Origin of the sequence: Grimontia kaedaensis, from assembly GCF_023746615.1 — a bacterium.
In the GTDB taxonomy this organism is placed as follows: domain Bacteria; phylum Pseudomonadota; class Gammaproteobacteria; order Enterobacterales; family Vibrionaceae; genus Enterovibrio; species Enterovibrio kaedaensis.
The window spans coordinates 1,532,791-1,548,767 of sequence record NZ_CP082275.1 but is presented as its reverse complement, the minus strand read 5'-3'; the positions used below and the strand labels follow the sequence as shown (position 1 = coordinate 1,548,767).

14 protein-coding genes are annotated in these 15,977 nt (G+C 48.2%); 11 read left to right on the top strand and 3 right to left on the bottom strand.

What is annotated here, in order from left to right:
- Positions 1-73: 73 nt before the first annotated feature.
- From K6Q96_RS07240 to K6Q96_RS07230, 3 genes are read left to right on the top strand one after another with little or no spacing between them, the layout of a single operon-like run.
- Positions 74-622, top strand: coding sequence for an ECF-type riboflavin transporter substrate-binding protein (locus K6Q96_RS07240; protein ID WP_251879071.1), 549 nt, complete (start codon positions 74-76; stop codon positions 620-622).
- Between the two features lie 8 nt (positions 623-630).
- Positions 631-2,325 carry an ABC transporter ATP-binding protein gene (locus K6Q96_RS07235; protein WP_251879069.1) on the top strand — a complete coding sequence of 565 codons (1,695 nt, stop codon included), beginning with the start codon at positions 631-633 and terminating at the stop codon, positions 2,323-2,325.
- Positions 2,322-3,161 (top strand): energy-coupling factor transporter transmembrane component T family protein, encoded by an 840-nt coding sequence (locus K6Q96_RS07230; protein WP_251879067.1) that lies wholly within the window; start codon positions 2,322-2,324, stop codon positions 3,159-3,161. The genes K6Q96_RS07235 and K6Q96_RS07230 overlap by 4 nt, the downstream gene beginning before the upstream one ends.
- 47 nt (positions 3,162-3,208) lie before the next feature.
- Here K6Q96_RS07230 and mlc read toward each other — a convergent pair whose 3' ends face one another.
- Positions 3,209-4,423, bottom strand: a complete 1,215-nt coding sequence (mlc, locus tag K6Q96_RS07225; protein WP_251879065.1) for a sugar metabolism global transcriptional regulator Mlc — start codon at positions 4,421-4,423, stop codon at positions 3,209-3,211.
- Between the two features lie 260 nt (positions 4,424-4,683).
- Here mlc and queE point away from each other — a divergent pair, with 260 nt between their 5' ends.
- Positions 4,684-5,346: a 7-carboxy-7-deazaguanine synthase QueE gene (gene queE / locus K6Q96_RS07220; RefSeq protein WP_251879063.1), complete on the top strand. Its 663-nt coding sequence runs from the start codon at positions 4,684-4,686 to the stop codon at positions 5,344-5,346.
- Between the two features lie 86 nt (positions 5,347-5,432).
- On the opposite strand, the gene queD is transcribed toward queE, so the two are convergent.
- On the bottom strand, positions 5,433-5,795 hold the full coding sequence (gene queD, locus K6Q96_RS07215; protein ID WP_002535034.1) for a 6-carboxytetrahydropterin synthase QueD: 363 nt from the start codon (positions 5,793-5,795) through the stop codon (positions 5,433-5,435).
- A 349-nt stretch (positions 5,796-6,144) separates the two neighbouring features.
- Between queD and asnS the strand changes: the two genes are divergently transcribed.
- Both asnS and K6Q96_RS07205 read left to right on the top strand, forming a co-directional pair.
- Complete coding sequence (asnS, locus tag K6Q96_RS07210; protein WP_251879613.1) at positions 6,145-7,545, top strand: asparagine--tRNA ligase; 1,401 nt, start codon at positions 6,145-6,147, stop codon at positions 7,543-7,545.
- A gap of 316 nt (positions 7,546-7,861) precedes the next feature.
- Positions 7,862-9,055 (top strand): amino acid aminotransferase, encoded by a 1,194-nt coding sequence (locus K6Q96_RS07205; RefSeq protein ID WP_251879061.1) that lies wholly within the window; start codon positions 7,862-7,864, stop codon positions 9,053-9,055.
- A 124-nt stretch (positions 9,056-9,179) separates the two neighbouring features.
- Here K6Q96_RS07205 and folE read toward each other — a convergent pair whose 3' ends face one another.
- A complete protein-coding gene (gene folE / locus K6Q96_RS07200; protein WP_165011971.1) occupies positions 9,180-9,836 on the bottom strand; it encodes a GTP cyclohydrolase I FolE in 657 nt (218 codons plus the stop codon).
- Between the two features lie 344 nt (positions 9,837-10,180).
- Here folE and moeA point away from each other — a divergent pair, with 344 nt between their 5' ends.
- The 5 genes from moeA to pstC all read left to right on the top strand — a co-directional run bounded on the left by moeA (position 10,181) and on the right by pstC (position 15,972).
- Entirely contained in the window at positions 10,181-11,416 is a 1,236-nt protein-coding gene (moeA, locus tag K6Q96_RS07195; protein ID WP_251879059.1) for a molybdopterin molybdotransferase MoeA, read from the top strand.
- A gap of 7 nt (positions 11,417-11,423) precedes the next feature.
- Positions 11,424-12,173, top strand: a complete 750-nt coding sequence (gene moeB, locus K6Q96_RS07190) for a molybdopterin-synthase adenylyltransferase MoeB (RefSeq protein WP_251879057.1) — start codon at positions 11,424-11,426, stop codon at positions 12,171-12,173.
- Between the two features lie 154 nt (positions 12,174-12,327).
- Positions 12,328-13,947, top strand: coding sequence for a putative bifunctional diguanylate cyclase/phosphodiesterase (locus K6Q96_RS07185; RefSeq protein ID WP_251879055.1), 1,620 nt, complete (start codon positions 12,328-12,330; stop codon positions 13,945-13,947).
- Between the two features lie 199 nt (positions 13,948-14,146).
- Positions 14,147-14,968 (top strand): phosphate ABC transporter substrate-binding protein, encoded by an 822-nt coding sequence (locus tag K6Q96_RS07180; protein ID WP_251879054.1) that lies wholly within the window; start codon positions 14,147-14,149, stop codon positions 14,966-14,968.
- Between the two features lie 92 nt (positions 14,969-15,060).
- Complete coding sequence (gene pstC / locus K6Q96_RS07175; protein WP_251879052.1) at positions 15,061-15,972, top strand: phosphate ABC transporter permease subunit PstC; 912 nt, start codon at positions 15,061-15,063, stop codon at positions 15,970-15,972.
- Positions 15,973-15,977 lie beyond the last annotated feature (5 nt).

Here is a 15,977-nt window from a genome sequence, read left to right as displayed (position 1 = left end):
GAGCCACTTAAAATAATTTGCATTACGAAGCGCCCAGGCTCGCCTTCGATAAGCCGGGCGCGAAAGGTTATCTATGAATTTCTCTGCAAAAACAGTCGTTATCATTGCCATTGGAGCCGCGCTCTACGGCATCGGTGGTTTACCCATGTTTGGTATCCCCGTTTTTGCCAACACCACACTGAAACCTGCTATGGCGATTCTGGCGCTGTTCAGCGTACTCTTTGGCCCAGGTGTCGGTTTTTTTGTTGGCTTCATTGGCCACTGGGTGACAGACCTTTTCGCAGGATGGGGCGTATGGCTGACCTGGGTATTAGGCTCAGGCATTGTCGGTATGATCATCGGGCTATTCCCACTGTTAACCAAAAAACGCCTCAAATACGGCCAATTCAAGCTGCCTGATGTGTTCTTGTTTTCGCTGTTAGCATTGCTCGGCAATGTGCTCGGTTACGGCTGCTCAGCTTTTCTTGACACTATTTTGTACGCAGAACCTTTCACCAAAGTGTTTATCCAGCTTTGTATCATTGCCGCTGGTAATGCTTTGCTCGTGTCAGTCGTCGGCTACTTCATCCTGCAATCTGTCGCCAAGCGCAATAGCCTGTGCCGTAACCTGACTGAGGCCTGACCATTTCCATGACCATCGAATTTAAAAACTTCAGCTTCCGTTACGATGCGCTGGTAAACCCGACGCTTAAAAATATCAATCTGCGTATTGAGAAAGGTGAAAAAGTCCTGATTATCGGCCCAAGCGGCAGTGGTAAATCCACCTTGGGTCAGTGTATCAACGGTTTGATCCCTCATTCCGTAGAAGGCGACGTTTCGGGCGAATTATTTATTGACGGCAAGAGTGCTAGCTCGATGTCACTCGTTCAATACACCGAGCAAGTGGGAACCGTTTTGCAGGATACCGACAGCCAGTTTGTTGGCCTAACCGTGGGTGAAGACATCGCTTTCGCTCTGGAAAACCAACAGGTGTCAATTGCTGATATGTACCCTGTGGTGAAAGCCACTGCCAAGATGGTTGAGCTGGAAACTCTGCTCAACCATGCGCCTCATGATCTATCCGGTGGCCAGAAACAACGCGTATCTCTTGCTGGCGTATTGGTCGACGATGTCGATGTGCTGCTGTTCGATGAACCGCTAGCCGCTCTTGATCCAAAAACAGGCAAGCGCACCATTGAAATTGTCGACCAACTTCACCGTGATACCGGTAAAACTATCATCATCATTGAGCACCGTTTGGAAGATGTGCTGACCCAACATGTTGACCGCGTGATACTGATGGACAACGGCACCATAGTGGCTGACACCACACCGAATGCGCTGATCATGTCTGGTTTGCTTGAAACTCATGGTATCCGCCAACCGCTCTACTTTTCTGCTCTCAAACATGCAGGTTGTCAACTGGCTGAATCCGATTCTCCAGCCTATTTGGATGCAGTGCCTGTAGATAGGTTCAAAACACAACTGCAACGTTGGGCAAAGTGCTCTGCACTCGCAGTCAGCACAGAAACACGAGAGCCGTTACTGAGCGTGAATAACCTCACCTACTCCTATGACGGTGAGAAAAATGCGCTTGAAGACGTTTCCTTCACTGTTCACCCCGGCGAATTGGTATCCATTCTCGGTAAAAACGGTTCAGGTAAGTCCACCATCACCAAGTTGGTGATGGGTGTTTTAGAGCCGGACTCAGGAAGCATCACTTTCGAGGGTCAGGATTTCAATCAACTGTCGATCTTTGAGCGAAGCAAGAAAGTCGGCGTCGTAATGCAAAACCCTAATCATATGATCTCCCACCATATGATCATGGATGAAGTGGCATTCGGCCTGAAAAACCAAGGTTTGTATGACAAAGAGATCGAACAACGCTGCCTTGAAGTACTTGAATTTTGCGGTCTGAGCAAATACCGACACTGGCCGGTTGATGCACTCAGCTATGGCCAGAAGAAACGTGTCACTATCGCTTCTATTCTGGTGATGGAGCCTGAACTGCTAATTCTGGACGAGCCGACTGCGGGTCAGGATTACCGCAACTACACCGCGATGCTGTCCTTCATCAAACGACTAAACGAAGAACGCGGAGTGACAGTGATCATCATTTCCCATGACCTGCACCTAGTGCTTGAAAACACCACCCGTTCGATCGTAATTGCAGACAGTAAGTTGATTGCTGATGCACCAATGACTGACGTCTTCAGCCAGCCAGCTTTATTAGAGAGTGCCAACTTAACCACCACCAGCCTTTATGAGCTGGCAGAGCGGGCTGATATCAGCGATATCAATGGATTCATGCAGCAGTTTATTGAGACAGAGAGCAACGCCAAATGAAAGCATCCAAAATGAAGTTTGGTATCAACTACATTGATACTCAATCGCCACTTCATGCGCTGAACGGCATCACCAAATTTGCCCTCTTCATGGCTTGGGTGACCATCGTATTAACAACGTTCGACTTGCGCATTATCGTAGTAATGGTACTGCTTGGTCTGGCTTTGTTGAAAATGACAGGCGTGGCTTTTCAGGTTTACAAACCGCTTTTGATTGGTACCTTGAGTGTGCTGAGCATGAATGCGGTGTTCATGTTTCTGGTTGCGCCACAGCAAGGCTCTGAATGGGCAAATACTACCACCGAGATCGTTGCGTTACCGGGTAACTATTCGCTGACTCAAGAAACCCTGTTTTACCTGCTTACGGTCACGTTGAAATACTTCAGCATGTTCCCTATCGCTCTGGTATTTGTGTTTACCACTCACCCAACGGAATTTGCATCTAGCCTAAACCGCATTGGTGTTCCTTACAAAATTGCCTATGCCGTCAGTCTGACACTTCGCTATTTACCGGAAGTGAAGAACGATTTCGTCAATATCATGCATGCACAGCAAGCACGCGGCGTAGATTTCTCAAAGAACGCTCCTCTGATGACACGTTTTCGCGGAGTGGCAAAAATCCTCATCCCATTGATTTTCTCCAGCCTGGATCGCGCCGACGAGATCTCTAATGCTATGACGCTTCGCGGGTTTGGGCGCAATAAGTCGCGCACATGGTATAACGAACGTCCACTTGTGGCGAAAGACTGGAGCATGTTGGCACTGATTGCCATCTGTGTTGCGCTCGCACTAACTAAACGTTCACTCGACAACGGTGTTGTCTGGTATCCGCTGTAAACGAAAAAAGGAGCCGCTGGCTCCTTTTTCAATCTGCACAATATAACTCAGCCTTCCAGCACCTTCATCAGCAGATAGCCGTCGTACATAGCGCGCTTAACCAGTGCAGCACCCGGCATGGTTGCCTGTGTGTAGAAGTGGCTTTCTTCAAGCGCCAGGTTCTCAAAATAATGCGGAAGCGTTTGGTTCTGAATACGTTCCATAATGGCTGGATACAACACAGATTTCGCCTGGTTAAATTCACCGCCAATCAAGATCCGCTCTGGGTTAAACAGGTTCACCACGATAGCAATTGCCTGGCCCAGGTTGTGCCCCAGCTCAGTGATCACTTTTACGGCAACGCCATCACCCTCCAATGCCGCTGCACACAGAGAATCAATCGTCAGCGGTTTATCTTGCAATATGCTTTCATGGCCTTGGTTCAGCAGTACCTGTGCATCTTCTAACACGGCTTGCAAGCTCGCCACCGTTTCCAAACAACCGCTATTACCGCAATAGCAACGCTTGCCGAAAGGTTTAATCTGGATATGGCCTAATTCGCCAATGTTACCCACCTGGCCTTCAAGCACTTTACCGTCAATCATGATGCCAGCACCAACACCATGATGAATGGAAATCAGCACCGAGTTCTCAACATCACGTGCGTTGCCAAATAGCTTTTCAGCCAGAGCCCAAGAACGGGTGTCATTACCGATAAAGACTGGCAAACCTGTTGCACGATGAATCGCAGGCCCTAAAGGCATGTTGTGAACATCATAATGTGGCATTTGAATCACAATGCCCTGAGCACTGTTGACTAAACCAGGAAGTGAGACAGCGATGGCAGTAACACGGTCAACGACATTGGAATGTGTTGAGAAGAACTGATTGATATGCTGCTGAATCAATTCAAGCAGTATGTCCTGCTCGAGAACCAGAATATCGTGACGTTCCTCCACCAGAATGTTGCCACCCAATTCATGTAACGCCAGCGTCAGATACCCTCGCCCTAAGCGAATGGAGAGGAATTGCCAGCCATCATTATTCAGCACCAAACCAATCGCAGGACGCCCACGGCTGACAGGTTCACCGTATTCGGTCTCCTTGACCAAATGCGCTTCAATCAATTCTCGGGTAATTTTGGTAATACTGGCAGGCGCTAACTGGCTGCGCTTAGAGAGTTCAATTCGGGAGATTGGCCCTAGCTGATCGATCAACTTATATACTGCTCCAGCGTTGTTACGCTTGATGTGATCTATATGTCCTGGCTGGGCGAGGATCATCCCATGCTCCCTGTGAAATTCTTTAATATTGAATTTTTTTACTTTGCGAAGTAATTGTGAAGCGTCATGAGATAATGTCGTGAACCACGTCACGAGCTAATTGATTTACCGCATAGACAAATTGTTCAGTTTCCTAAAATCAACAAGTTAGCGACATTTCAATCTGTAACAGATGTTTCTGTTCATTTCGGGTCAAGACAGCCACGACTGAAACTGACATAATCTGCCCCCTCTTTAGAATCAGTGACTGTTATAGCGGTATGTACAACGTCAACGAAATTTTCGAAACCATTCAGGGCGAAGGTACCTTCACCGGCGTGCCTTCTGTCTTTGTTCGCCTCCAAGGTTGCCCTGTGGGCTGTCCTTGGTGCGATACGCGTCAGACGTGGGATACCCTGCCAGCAGACGAACGGGACTTTGGTACCATCATCACCAAAAACGGCGACAGCCCGCTGTGGACCCAAGTAACTGCTGAAGAGGTCCTCACACATTTGCAGGCCAGCTACAGCGCAAAACATGTAGTGATTACCGGTGGTGAACCTTGCATGTTTGACCTACTTCCGCTGACTTCACTCTTAGAATCAGAAGGTTATCGTTGTCAAATCGAAACCAGTGGCACATACGCTGTGAAGGCTACACCAAACACTTGGGTGACGGTTTCTCCTAAAATCAACATGCGTGGAAAACTGCCTGTGCTGGCAGAAGCACTTCAACGTGCGAATGAAATTAAGCACCCTGTTGGCACGGAAACAGATATTGAGAAACTTGACGATCTACTGAAAGATACTGATTTAACTGGAAAAGAAGTTGCTCTGCAGCCTATCAGCCAAAAAGCACGTGCGACAAACCTGTGTATTGAAGTCTGCATAAAAAGAAACTGGCGTTTATCAATACAGACGCATAAGTATCTAGAGATTGCCTGAATTAAGCGTATAGACTGCTTATTTTTCAAGGCATAAAAAAAGGGCCAATTTGGCCCTTTCTTATTCAACGATTAATATCGAACCGCTCACTCGCCCGTGTAAATACAGCCCGCAGTACAGGTTTCTTTAATCATCACTTTGCTCAAGATTGGAAGTTCAGGCTTGAGCTGATCCCAAATCCACTTTGCCAACACTTCACTGGTTGGGTTTTCCAGACCTTCAATATCATTCAGATAGTAGTGGTCAAGACGATCATAAATCGGTTTGAATGCTTGTTTAATCTCGGAGAAATCAATCACCCAGCCAGTATGTGGGTCTACTTCGCCTGCTACATAGATACGAACCAAAAAAGAGTGGCCATGTAGGCGCCCACACTTATGCCCCTCTGGAACATTCGGCAGTCGGTGTGCCGCTTCAAACATGAATTCTTTAAACAGTTCGGTATGCATTTTTAGCGTTCCTGTGATCGAGAGTTTTTACATTGCGCGGCGATGCTACTCAATTATTACGTTGAGCTCAAACTGAATCAGTTCTGAATTTTTCCTGTCTATGGGGGACAGCTCTAATGAAGTTAAAGCAAACCTCAAGGTGAAAAGGAAAAAACAAATACTGCTTTAACTCTCCACCTTCCGAATTTAGCTGGTTTTTTCTTCGATCTCATCGCACCATCAATCCTTACGACACCTGCATCTTGAGGTAGCTCAGGTATGCGGGTAAACTTGCCAGTCCTAGTGCGAATTATCCTAATCCGATGACTCTGAATCGTCGGATATTCTTCAACGGAGTTAGATGCAAATTATGAACTATGTGCCTGTAGCAGACGTCCTGCACGGCAAAGCGGCAGTAGACACAGAAGTCACTGTTCGCGGTTGGATCCGCACACGTCGTGATTCAAAAGCCGGTATTTCTTTCCTTGCCATTTATGACGGCTCTTGTTTTGACCCTATTCAGGCGGTTGTTCCTAATGAGCTGAATAATTACCAGGAAGAAGTATTGCGTCTTACCACAGGCTGCTCTGTAGAAGTTACCGGTAAAGTGGTAGAAAGCCCGGGACAAGGTCAGGCATACGAGCTGCAAGCAACTAACGTGAAAGTGGTTGGTTGGGTTGAAGATGCAGACACGTACCCAATGGCGAAAACCCGTCACTCGATTGAGTACCTGCGTGAAGTGGCTCACCTGCGCCCGCGCACCAACGTCATTGGTGCAGTAGCACGTGTACGTAACTGTCTGGCACAAGCGATTCACCGCTTCTACCACGAGCAAGGTTACTTCTGGGTATCTGCTCCACTAATCACAGCATCTGACGCTGAAGGTGCTGGTGAGATGTTCCGTGTTTCTACGCTGGATATGGAAAACCTGCCACGTGACGATAAAGGCGCGGTAGATTACAACGAAGATTTCTTCGGCAAAGAGACCTTTCTGACAGTATCTGGTCAGTTGAACGCTGAAGCATACGCGTGTGCGATCAGTAAGGTTTATACCTTCGGTCCTACTTTCCGTGCTGAAAACTCAAACACCAGCCGCCACCTTGCGGAGTTTTGGATGGTTGAGCCAGAAGTCGCGTTTGCAGAGCTTGACGATGTAGCAAAGCTGGCCGAAGACATGCTGAAGTTTGTGTTTAAGGCCGTGCTTGAAGAGCGCCGTGACGACTTGGAATTCTTTGCTCAGCGTATCGATAAAGAGGCCATCAGCCGTCTTGAGAAGTTTGTTGACTCTGATTTCGCTCAGGTAGACTACACCGATGCTATCGACATCCTTATCAAATCTGGCAAGAAGTTCGAATTTCCTGTTGAGTGGGGTATCGATCTAGCTTCTGAGCACGAGCGCTTCCTGGCTGAAGAACACTTCAACGCCCCTGTTATCGTTAAAAACTACCCGAAAGACATCAAAGCTTTCTACATGCGTTTGAACGACGACGGTAAGACTGTTGCTGCCATGGACGTTCTGGCACCAGGCATCGGTGAAATCATCGGTGGTGCACAGCGTGAAGAACGTCTGGATGTACTAGACGAGCGTATGCGTGCGATGAATATCGACCCAGAACACATGAACTGGTATCGCGACCTGCGCCGTTACGGCACCGTACCACATGCGGGTTTCGGTCTAGGCTTCGAGCGTCTGGTTTCTTACGTGACAGGTATGGGCAACGTTCGTGACGTTATCCCATTCCCACGTACACCACGTAGCGCAAACTTCTAATCCATTTTGGATGTTTAAAAAGGTCGCGAAAGCGGCCTTTTTTGTCTGTAATTTTTCTTCATCTGGTGGGCGAGGTTTTCGTCTTCTCTGGCACGTCCCACTCCCCTTCTCATGCATGTTTCAGGATTTTGTGTCACTCCTCCAAAACTTGGCTGTTCTGAATCACGCCAATGAGAAAAGATAGAGAAATAGAGGCTTTATTGTCATCCGGTAGCCAAGTGATAGCTAATCGTAAAAAATCCTTAAATTTCCGTTTTATTACGATCAGCCAAATGTTATAAAAAAAGAAAGTTACTAACGCCATGGATGAACGAAGATGTTTGAAAAAATTGCTGCGGCTCCGGCCGACCCTATTCTAGGCCTAACCGAAGAATTCAAAGCCGATGCCCGCGCTGAGAAAATCAATTTGGGTGTAGGTATTTACAAGGATGAATCCGGAAACACCCCTGTTCTGGCTACAGTTAAAAAAGCAGAAGCTGTTCTGCTGGAAAACGAAACCACTAAATCTTATCTGGCGATTCCAGGTACCCCTGAATACGGTCTGGCAGTGCAAAAACTGCTGTTCGGCGCTGACGCTCCAGTAATTGCAGACAAACGTGCACAAACTGCACAAGCTCCGGGCGGTACCGGTGCTCTTCGTCTGGCGGCGGAATTCATTAAACGCCAACTTGGCGACGTGAAAGTTTGGGTCAGCAACCCAACTTGGGCAAACCACAATGGCGTATTCGCAGCGGCAGGTCTGGAAGTAGCACAGTACAGCTACTACAACGCAGAAACCAAAGACATGGATTTCGATGCCATGCTGGCTGACCTACAAACCGCAAACGCTGGTGATGTTGTGCTTCTGCACGGCTGCTGCCATAACCCAACCGGTATCGACCCAGATGCTGGCCAATGGCAACAACTGGCAGCACTGGTGAAAGAAAAAGGTCTTCTGCCTCTGTTTGACTTCGCATACCAAGGTTTTGCGAAAGGCGTTGAAGAAGATGCTGCGGGTCTGCGTATTTTCACTGAAAGCTGTTCAGAGCTTCTGGTCGCAAGTTCATTCTCGAAAAACTTCGGTCTGTACAATGAGCGTGTTGGTGCATTCACACTGGTCGGTCACTCTGCCGAGCAAGCAGCAACTGCATTTAGCCAAGTAAAGAGCATTGCGCGCGTTATCTACTCTAACCCACCAGCACACGGCGCTGCGGTTGTGACTGTTATCCTGAACGATGAGGCACTGCGCGCAGAGTGGGAGCAGGAAGTGGCAGACATGCGTGTTCGTATTCAAGCAATGCGCGAACTGTTTGTAGCGACCTTGAAAGAAGAAGGTGTAGACCGCGACTTCAGCTTCATCGAACGTCAAAACGGCATGTTCTCTTTCTCTGGCCTGACCAAAGAACAAGTGAACCAACTGAAAGAAGAGTTCGGTGTTTACATTGTAGGCTCTGGACGCATTAGCGTTGCTGGTATGACCCGCTCAAACATGGGCCCACTATGTAAAGGTATTGCTGCTGTTCTGAAATAATCCGAAACGGTAGAGACAGAAAAAGCGCCAATCGGCGCTTTTTCTTTTTAAGCTGTTTTATACCAGCCTGATTTGTACCAATCACAGCAGGTAGGTGATCAGAAACTTACTACGATTGGTATTGTTAGCCGATGCCGTGAAGAAACTCAGCACGGGTTGAAGCATTCGATTTAAATATGCCACCCAAAGCCGTTGTCGTCGTCGCACTGGTAGCATCCATAACACCACGCGCTTTCACACAGTAGTGAGTCGCATTCATATGGACTGCTACGTTGTCGGTTTCTAACAATGTTTGCAGAGCTACCAAGATTTGACGCGTCAACCGCTCCTGAACTTGTGGGCGCTGGGAAAAGAAACGCACAATGCGGTTAATCTTCGAAAGTCCAATAATCTTGTTCTTTGGCAGATAGGCCACAGTACATTTTCCGTCAATCGTTACTAAATGGTGCTCACAGGTACTGGTCAACGTAATATCTTTTACCCGCACCATTTCGTCACAGCCCATTTTGTTGTCGATAACTGTAATTTTTGGGAAGTTGGTGTAGTCAAGGCCAGAAAAGACCTCATCCACATACATTTTTGCTATGCGGATCGGTGTTTCGGTCAAGCTGTCATCTTCCAAGTCGAGATCCATTGCAGTCAGAATCTCGCGCATGTGGTATTCGATTTTCTCTTTCTTCTCTTGGGCGGTCATCGACGAACCGGCCTGCATCGGAGTCTCAATGCCACGTGCTATCAGCGCCTCACGGACTCGTTTTGCAGAATCGCTCAATGCTGTCATAGTCATTCCTCGGATCGTTCCAATGTTATAGTTTTATTTATTACTCGCCTTTTGAGGACAAGGATCAATGTGCTGTCAGAATTTTGAAGCATAACGTTAATACTAGGAAAATTACACCTCGAATTGCGTGTGGGCATTAGTTTCCGCCCACAAAGTTTGCGATAATACCGCCTTTCTTCTACGAGCTGGGCGGAATACGCTCTGACATAAATCTCGTTGCCCCGATGGCGAGAGCCATATGTACATCTCTACATAGAGATCATAGGCTAAGCATCAAAGTCACGTCATATGACCTGACGTTCGCAATCGGCTACAGTATTCAAAAACCGAATGAGAGTATTTACATGGGTTGCTGCGACACGCCGGGATTGATGCCCGTTTCTGAGGCTATTTCTACCCTTCTTGAGAACACAACGCCACTCACCGAAACAGAAGTGGCCTCTCTTGTTAATGCGCAAAACCGCATTACCGCGGAAGACATCCGCTCACCGCTAAACGTGCCGCCTTTCGCTAACTCTGCCATGGATGGATACGCACTTCGTACCAGCGATTTGGGAGAATCCAGCACCTTGACGTTAGCAGGCAAATCATTTGCCGGTGTTCCTTTTGAAGGCGAATGGCCGAAAGGCAGTTGTATTCGCATCATGACTGGTGCAGAAGTACCGGAAGGTGCAGACGCCGTTATCATGCAAGAACAAACGATAGTTGAAGGCGACCAGATCACTTTCACCACATCTGCCCAGCCACAGCAAAACATCCGCCCGATTGGCGATGACGTTAAAGCAGGTGACGTTGTTATTCCAAAAGGCACACTACTGACACCACGCGAAGTGCCAATGCTCGCAACACTGGGCATTGCTGACGTTACCGTTATACGCCGTCCTAAAGTCGCCTTTTTCTCGACAGGTGATGAATTACGACAGGTGGGTGAAACACTGGGCAAAGGTGAAATCTACGACAGCAACCGCTACACCATTCGTGCCATGCTTGAGAAGATGCATTGCGAAGCCATTGACCTCGGCGTGATTCCTGATTGTCCTGACCAACTTCGTGAGGCCTTCCTCAAAGCGGCAGCTGAAGCCGATGTGATTGTGACTTCCGGTGGCGTCAGCGTGGGTGAAGCCGATTACACCAAAGACATTTTGGATCAGGAAGGCGAAGTCGGATTCTGGAAAATCGCCATAAAGCCGGGCAAGCCTTTTGCCTTCGGCAAAGTGAAAGACGCCCTCTTCTGCGGTCTACCAGGCAACCCAGTTTCAGTGCTTGTCACGCTGCACGTTTTGGTTCAGCCGCTTTTGGCCAAATTGGCAGGCCATACGCAGTGGCAACCTTCAATAGCGCTGAAAGCCAAAGCCGCAACCCGCTTCAAGAAAGCACCAGGCCGTGCAGATTATCAACGTGCAATTTATCGCACGGATGAAAATGGCGATTTGTTGGTTTCAACAACGGGCAACCAAGGTTCAGGTGCATTCAGTTCTCTGTCACTGGCGAACTGTTTCGCGGTGCTTGAGCAAAACCGTGGTCATGTCGAAGTGGGCGAAACTGTCACCATTGAACCTTTTGATGCTGTGTTGAACTGAGGAAAGCGTGGATATTCTCTCTCCTGAAGAAGAACTCAGATATAACCGTCAGATCATTCTACGTCAGTTTGATTTTGATGGTCAGGAAGCGCTTAAGAAAGGCAGTATTCTGGTATTGGGTGCAGGCGGTCTTGGCTGTGCTGCCACCCAATACCTTGCCGCCGCCGGAGTCGGGAAACTGAGCCTTGTTGATGACGACAAGGTTGAGCTCTCAAACTTACAGCGCCAAGTGCTGCACAGTGACGACACGATTGGTGAACTAAAAGTCGAATCAGCAGCTGCGAGCCTCCGTAAAATCAACCCTCACATTGTTGTAGATACTATTCCAAAGCGATTGGACGACGAAACCTTACGTCAGCTAATTCATTCGCACGACTTAGTGATGGATTGCTCAGATAATGTAGAAACCCGCAACCAGTTAAACCGTCTGTGCTTTGAGGCGAAAAAGCCATTGGTGAGTGGCGCTGCTATTCGCCTAGAAGGACATATAGCGATTTTCACCTACAGAGAGAGCGAGCCATGCTACCAATGCCTCAGCGCACTTTTTGGTGATCAGGCGCTGAGCTGTGTTGAGGCCGGAATTCTCAGTCCTGTCGTAGGTATCATTGGTGCTTGTCAGGCTCTAGAGGCTATTAAACTATTGTCAGGTTTTGCACCTGCGCCAACAGGTAAGGTCATGTTCTACGATGCGATGACCAGCGAATGGCGCAACTTCAATCTGCCTAAATACCCAACCTGCCCTGTCTGCATTACCTAACACAATCTCATTGATTTGCTGATAGTTTTCTCACTATTGAAAAATCTCTACTACATTTATAACAGCTTATGCTGTCTTGGCATATCAAGGCAGCGTTAATCCCTTTCAAGGTTTGTTGACCTTAATATTTCAACGCAGGCGAAGTGATAGGACGATGATAAAAACCGTCTCGATAGTGCTTGTCATACTCGGAATGCTCGCCCTAATTTCGGCGCTGAAATCATCGATCGCTCTATATCGTCGCGACCGCCGTCCATCTACTTTCAGTTTCATTCCAGTAATGCTTGGTTTCGTGCTGGGTTACGTCATTTTCGCAGCCTTCCTGTCTCGTCAACCTGAAGCCACCATGATCGAATTCATTGTTGCCGCGGTCTTTTTCGGCGGGGGCATTTTCTGCGTCATGATTTTTGGTGTTGTCTCACAAAGCATGGAGCGCATCGCGTTCGCAGAGTTTCAACAACGTCACAACGCGTCTCATGACCCACTGACCGGATTGCCGAACCGTCGTTTTTTGTTGAACACTATTGGCCAACAAGTCATTAATTATAACACTTCTCAACAGCACTTTGCCTTAATCATCATTGATATCAATAACTTCAATAACATCAATGAAGTCTTCAGCCATCAGAAAGGCGATGTGTTACTTGCACAGTTCTCTACCCGGCTTAAAGAGTTTGTCGAAGATGAAATCTTCCTCGCCCGGTCCAGCGGGAACCGCTTCACCATGATCCTTAGCGACCCAGAAAATATCAATATCGCCCAATACATCGAAAGTATTCAGAGCTATTTAGACCACCCGCTGACTATCAATGATCACGATGTGAATCTCACCAACACCGTGGGTGTTGCGCTTTTTCCGGAGCACGGCAGCAACGCCGAAGAGGTCCTTAAGCGCGCTGAAGTCGCCATGTACAACGCTAAACGCATTCAGGCGCCCTACGCCATCTATGAACCTGCCGCGTCGAGCCACTTCTACGACAAAACAGAACTTGCTGCCATGCTTCACAATGCAGTGGAAACCATGGACTTCGAGTTAAATTTTCAGCCAGTCATGAATGTGCATAGTCCACATAACACAACATTCGAAGCCTTAATTCGCTGGCCTCTTAGCGACGGTTACAGTGTGAGCCCGGACGATTTCATCCCTCTTGCTGAGCAGACCAATGCGATCAAAAAAATCACCCATTGGGTACTGGAAACCACAGTTGCCCAACTGGCCGTTTGGCGGAATCTTTCCATTACTCCTCAAGTTCAGGTCAATCTGTCGGCCAGAGACATTGAAGATGATTCATTGGAGCCGTATTTATCGAAGCTCTTTAGTCGCTATGCGATCGATCCCGGCCAGCTAACGCTGGAAATCACTGAAACCAGTATGATGCAGAACCCCGCCAAAGCCCGATCGGTGTTAGAGAAGATCAAAAAGCTCGGCGTGTCGTTGAGTATTGACGACTTCGGTACTGGTTTCTCGTCACTGTCGATTTTGAGTAACATGCCTATAGACGAGATTAAGATTGACCGTAGTTTTGTAACAGACCTTCTCTACAGCAGTAACCACGAAGCAATCGTCAGATCAACGATTTACCTCGCACATAGCCTGGATTGCAGGGTAGTCGCAGAAGGGGTAGAAACCGAAGCCTTGGGGCAGTATCTAGTCTCCATAGGATGTGACAAAATCCAGGGCTACTGGTACGGACGCCCAATGAACCTCGCCCAAACAGACGCTTGGCTGAACGAAACGCTATTGGTCAATTCACGCGTTGCCAGTCAAAACTAAGGTACGTTTCGGCCTATCCCTCCTCTTTCATTGACATAAACAATGTCTTTCGAGCAAACCATTCGACTCATATCTAACTCAGTTCGTCGTCATTAATGCTTAATTTTGTTGAAACATGAGTGTCATAAAAGAGACCTAAAGTTGCAATCGTTGACTCATATACGACCTTTGAGAAAGGCAACGATTAAGGAAATCTATAATGAAATCAAAAGCATTCACCGCACTTTGTATGGCCGGCGCGCTCGTTGCTCACACTGCAACTGCTCAAGAAACAATCACAGTTTCTGGCTCAACGTCTGTAACAGAAGTTATGGAAGTTCTGGCTGAAACTTACCAGTCGCAGAACGACAAAACCTTTATCGAAGTACAAGGCACAGGTTCGTCAGCTGGCGTAAAAGCGGCGAAAAATGGTACCTCAATGTTCGGCATGGCATCCCGTGAGCTGAAAGATTCAGAAAAAGAACCTGCGCTAAAAGAAACCGTTATTGCTCGCGACGGTATCGCCGTTGTCGTTAACAACGCGAACACATTGGATGACCTCACTATCGAAGACATCGCAAAAATCTACCGTGGTGAAGTGCAGAACTGGTCTCAGGTTGGTGGCGAAAACAAGCCAATCGTTGTGGTTACCCGTGATACAGCATCGGGCACCCGTGGCGCATTCGAAGACATCATGGGTCTGAAGCGTAAAGTTAACGGTATGAAGGTGTCTGCTATCTCCCAGCGAGCTCAAGTAGGTAATGGTAATGGCGTGATCAAAACTATCGTCGCCAACAATCCATTCGCGATTGGCTATATCTCTCTAGGTTCAATTGATGAGTCACTGAAAGCCGTGAAAGTAAACGGCGTTAAGCCAACATCTGAAGCTGTCGCTGCAGGCGATTACAAAGTCGCACGTCCTTTCCTGGTTCTGAGCAAAGATGGCAAACCTTCACCAGCAGCAGATGAATTCCTGAAGTGGGTCGTTTCTTCTGAAGGTCAGAAAATCGTTTCAAACCAAGGCTACGTGCCAGTTAAGTAATCCCCCTTGGCCTGCCAAGTTTTGGTGGGCCACCTTTATTGAGTTTTTAAGCATTTCCCTACTGTCATCTTATGACACAAAGGACAGCAACTATGACCATCGCAACCGAACAATCCATCCAAATCCCGGCAGGCAAGCTGGGGAATGGTAAGCGCCGAGATTGGCGCGAAGACATCTTCCGCACGTTATTCCTGACAGCCGCTGCGCTGGGCGTGTTGTCTCTAGCGACTATCGGCTTCTTTATTTTCCGTGAAGGCCTCCCTGCTATTCAGGAAGCCGGTGTTACCGGTATCGTCACCGGCTCAGAATGGCTGCCACCAGCCCTTTACGGCATCGCGCCAATGATTGTGGCGTCGCTGGCATCAACCGCAGGCGCTGTCGCGCTGGGCGTGCCAGTCGCGGTTTTAACCGCCGTTTTTATCGCTGAAGTTGCCCCAAAATGGCTGGCAAACATCATCCGTCCAGCCGTTGAACTCTTGGCAGGTATCCCATCTGTGGTATACGGCTTCTTCGGTCTGGTGATTATCGTGCCAATGATTCAGGACATCTTCAACGTTCCAGCGGGTAACACACTACTGGCGGGTATCATCGTTCTTGCTGTCATGATTCTGCCAACGGTTATCGCTGTCTCTGAAACGTCGCTGCGCGCAGTACCAAAGGCCTATAAAGAAGGCTCTCTGGCGCTTGGTGCATCGCCGATGTTCACCACCTTCAAGTTGCTGGTTCCTGCAGCGCGCTCAGGCATCATGACGGGCGTCATCCTTGGCGTCGCCCGCGCATTGGGAGAGACCATGGCCATTATCATGGTGATGGGTAATGCACCTGCTATGCCCAACGGTTTACTCGAATCAGCGCGCACGCTGACCGCCAACATCGCGCTGGAAATGTCATACGCATCAGGTGTCCACGCCAGTGCTCTCTACGCAACAGGTATCGTCCTTCTGGTCTTTATCATGATCCTGAACGCATCACTGCTTTACCTTAACCGCGAAAAAGCGAGGTAATGACC

Coding starts and splice junctions, on each gene's coding strand:
- mlc (WP_251879065.1), bottom strand. CDS start 4,423: ATGATCCTCGCCCAGCCAGGACATATAGATCACATCAAGCGTAACAAC.
- K6Q96_RS07185 (WP_251879055.1), top strand. CDS start 12,328: ATGATAAAAACCGTCTCGATAGTGCTTGTCATACTCGGAATGCTCGCC.
- asnS (WP_251879613.1), top strand. CDS start 6,145: ATGAACTATGTGCCTGTAGCAGACGTCCTGCACGGCAAAGCGGCAGTA.
- pstC (WP_251879052.1), top strand. CDS start 15,061: ATGACCATCGCAACCGAACAATCCATCCAAATCCCGGCAGGCAAGCTG.
- folE (WP_165011971.1), bottom strand. CDS start 9,836: ATGACAGCATTGAGCGATTCTGCAAAACGAGTCCGTGAGGCGCTGATA.
- moeA (WP_251879059.1), top strand. CDS start 10,181: ATGGGTTGCTGCGACACGCCGGGATTGATGCCCGTTTCTGAGGCTATT.
- queD (WP_002535034.1), bottom strand. CDS start 5,795: ATGCATACCGAACTGTTTAAAGAATTCATGTTTGAAGCGGCACACCGA.
- K6Q96_RS07205 (WP_251879061.1), top strand. CDS start 7,862: ATGTTTGAAAAAATTGCTGCGGCTCCGGCCGACCCTATTCTAGGCCTA.
- K6Q96_RS07230 (WP_251879067.1), top strand. CDS start 2,322: ATGAAAGCATCCAAAATGAAGTTTGGTATCAACTACATTGATACTCAA.
- K6Q96_RS07235 (WP_251879069.1), top strand. CDS start 631: ATGACCATCGAATTTAAAAACTTCAGCTTCCGTTACGATGCGCTGGTA.
- queE (WP_251879063.1), top strand. CDS start 4,684: ATGTACAACGTCAACGAAATTTTCGAAACCATTCAGGGCGAAGGTACC.
- K6Q96_RS07180 (WP_251879054.1), top strand. CDS start 14,147: ATGAAATCAAAAGCATTCACCGCACTTTGTATGGCCGGCGCGCTCGTT.
- K6Q96_RS07240 (WP_251879071.1), top strand. CDS start 74: ATGAATTTCTCTGCAAAAACAGTCGTTATCATTGCCATTGGAGCCGCG.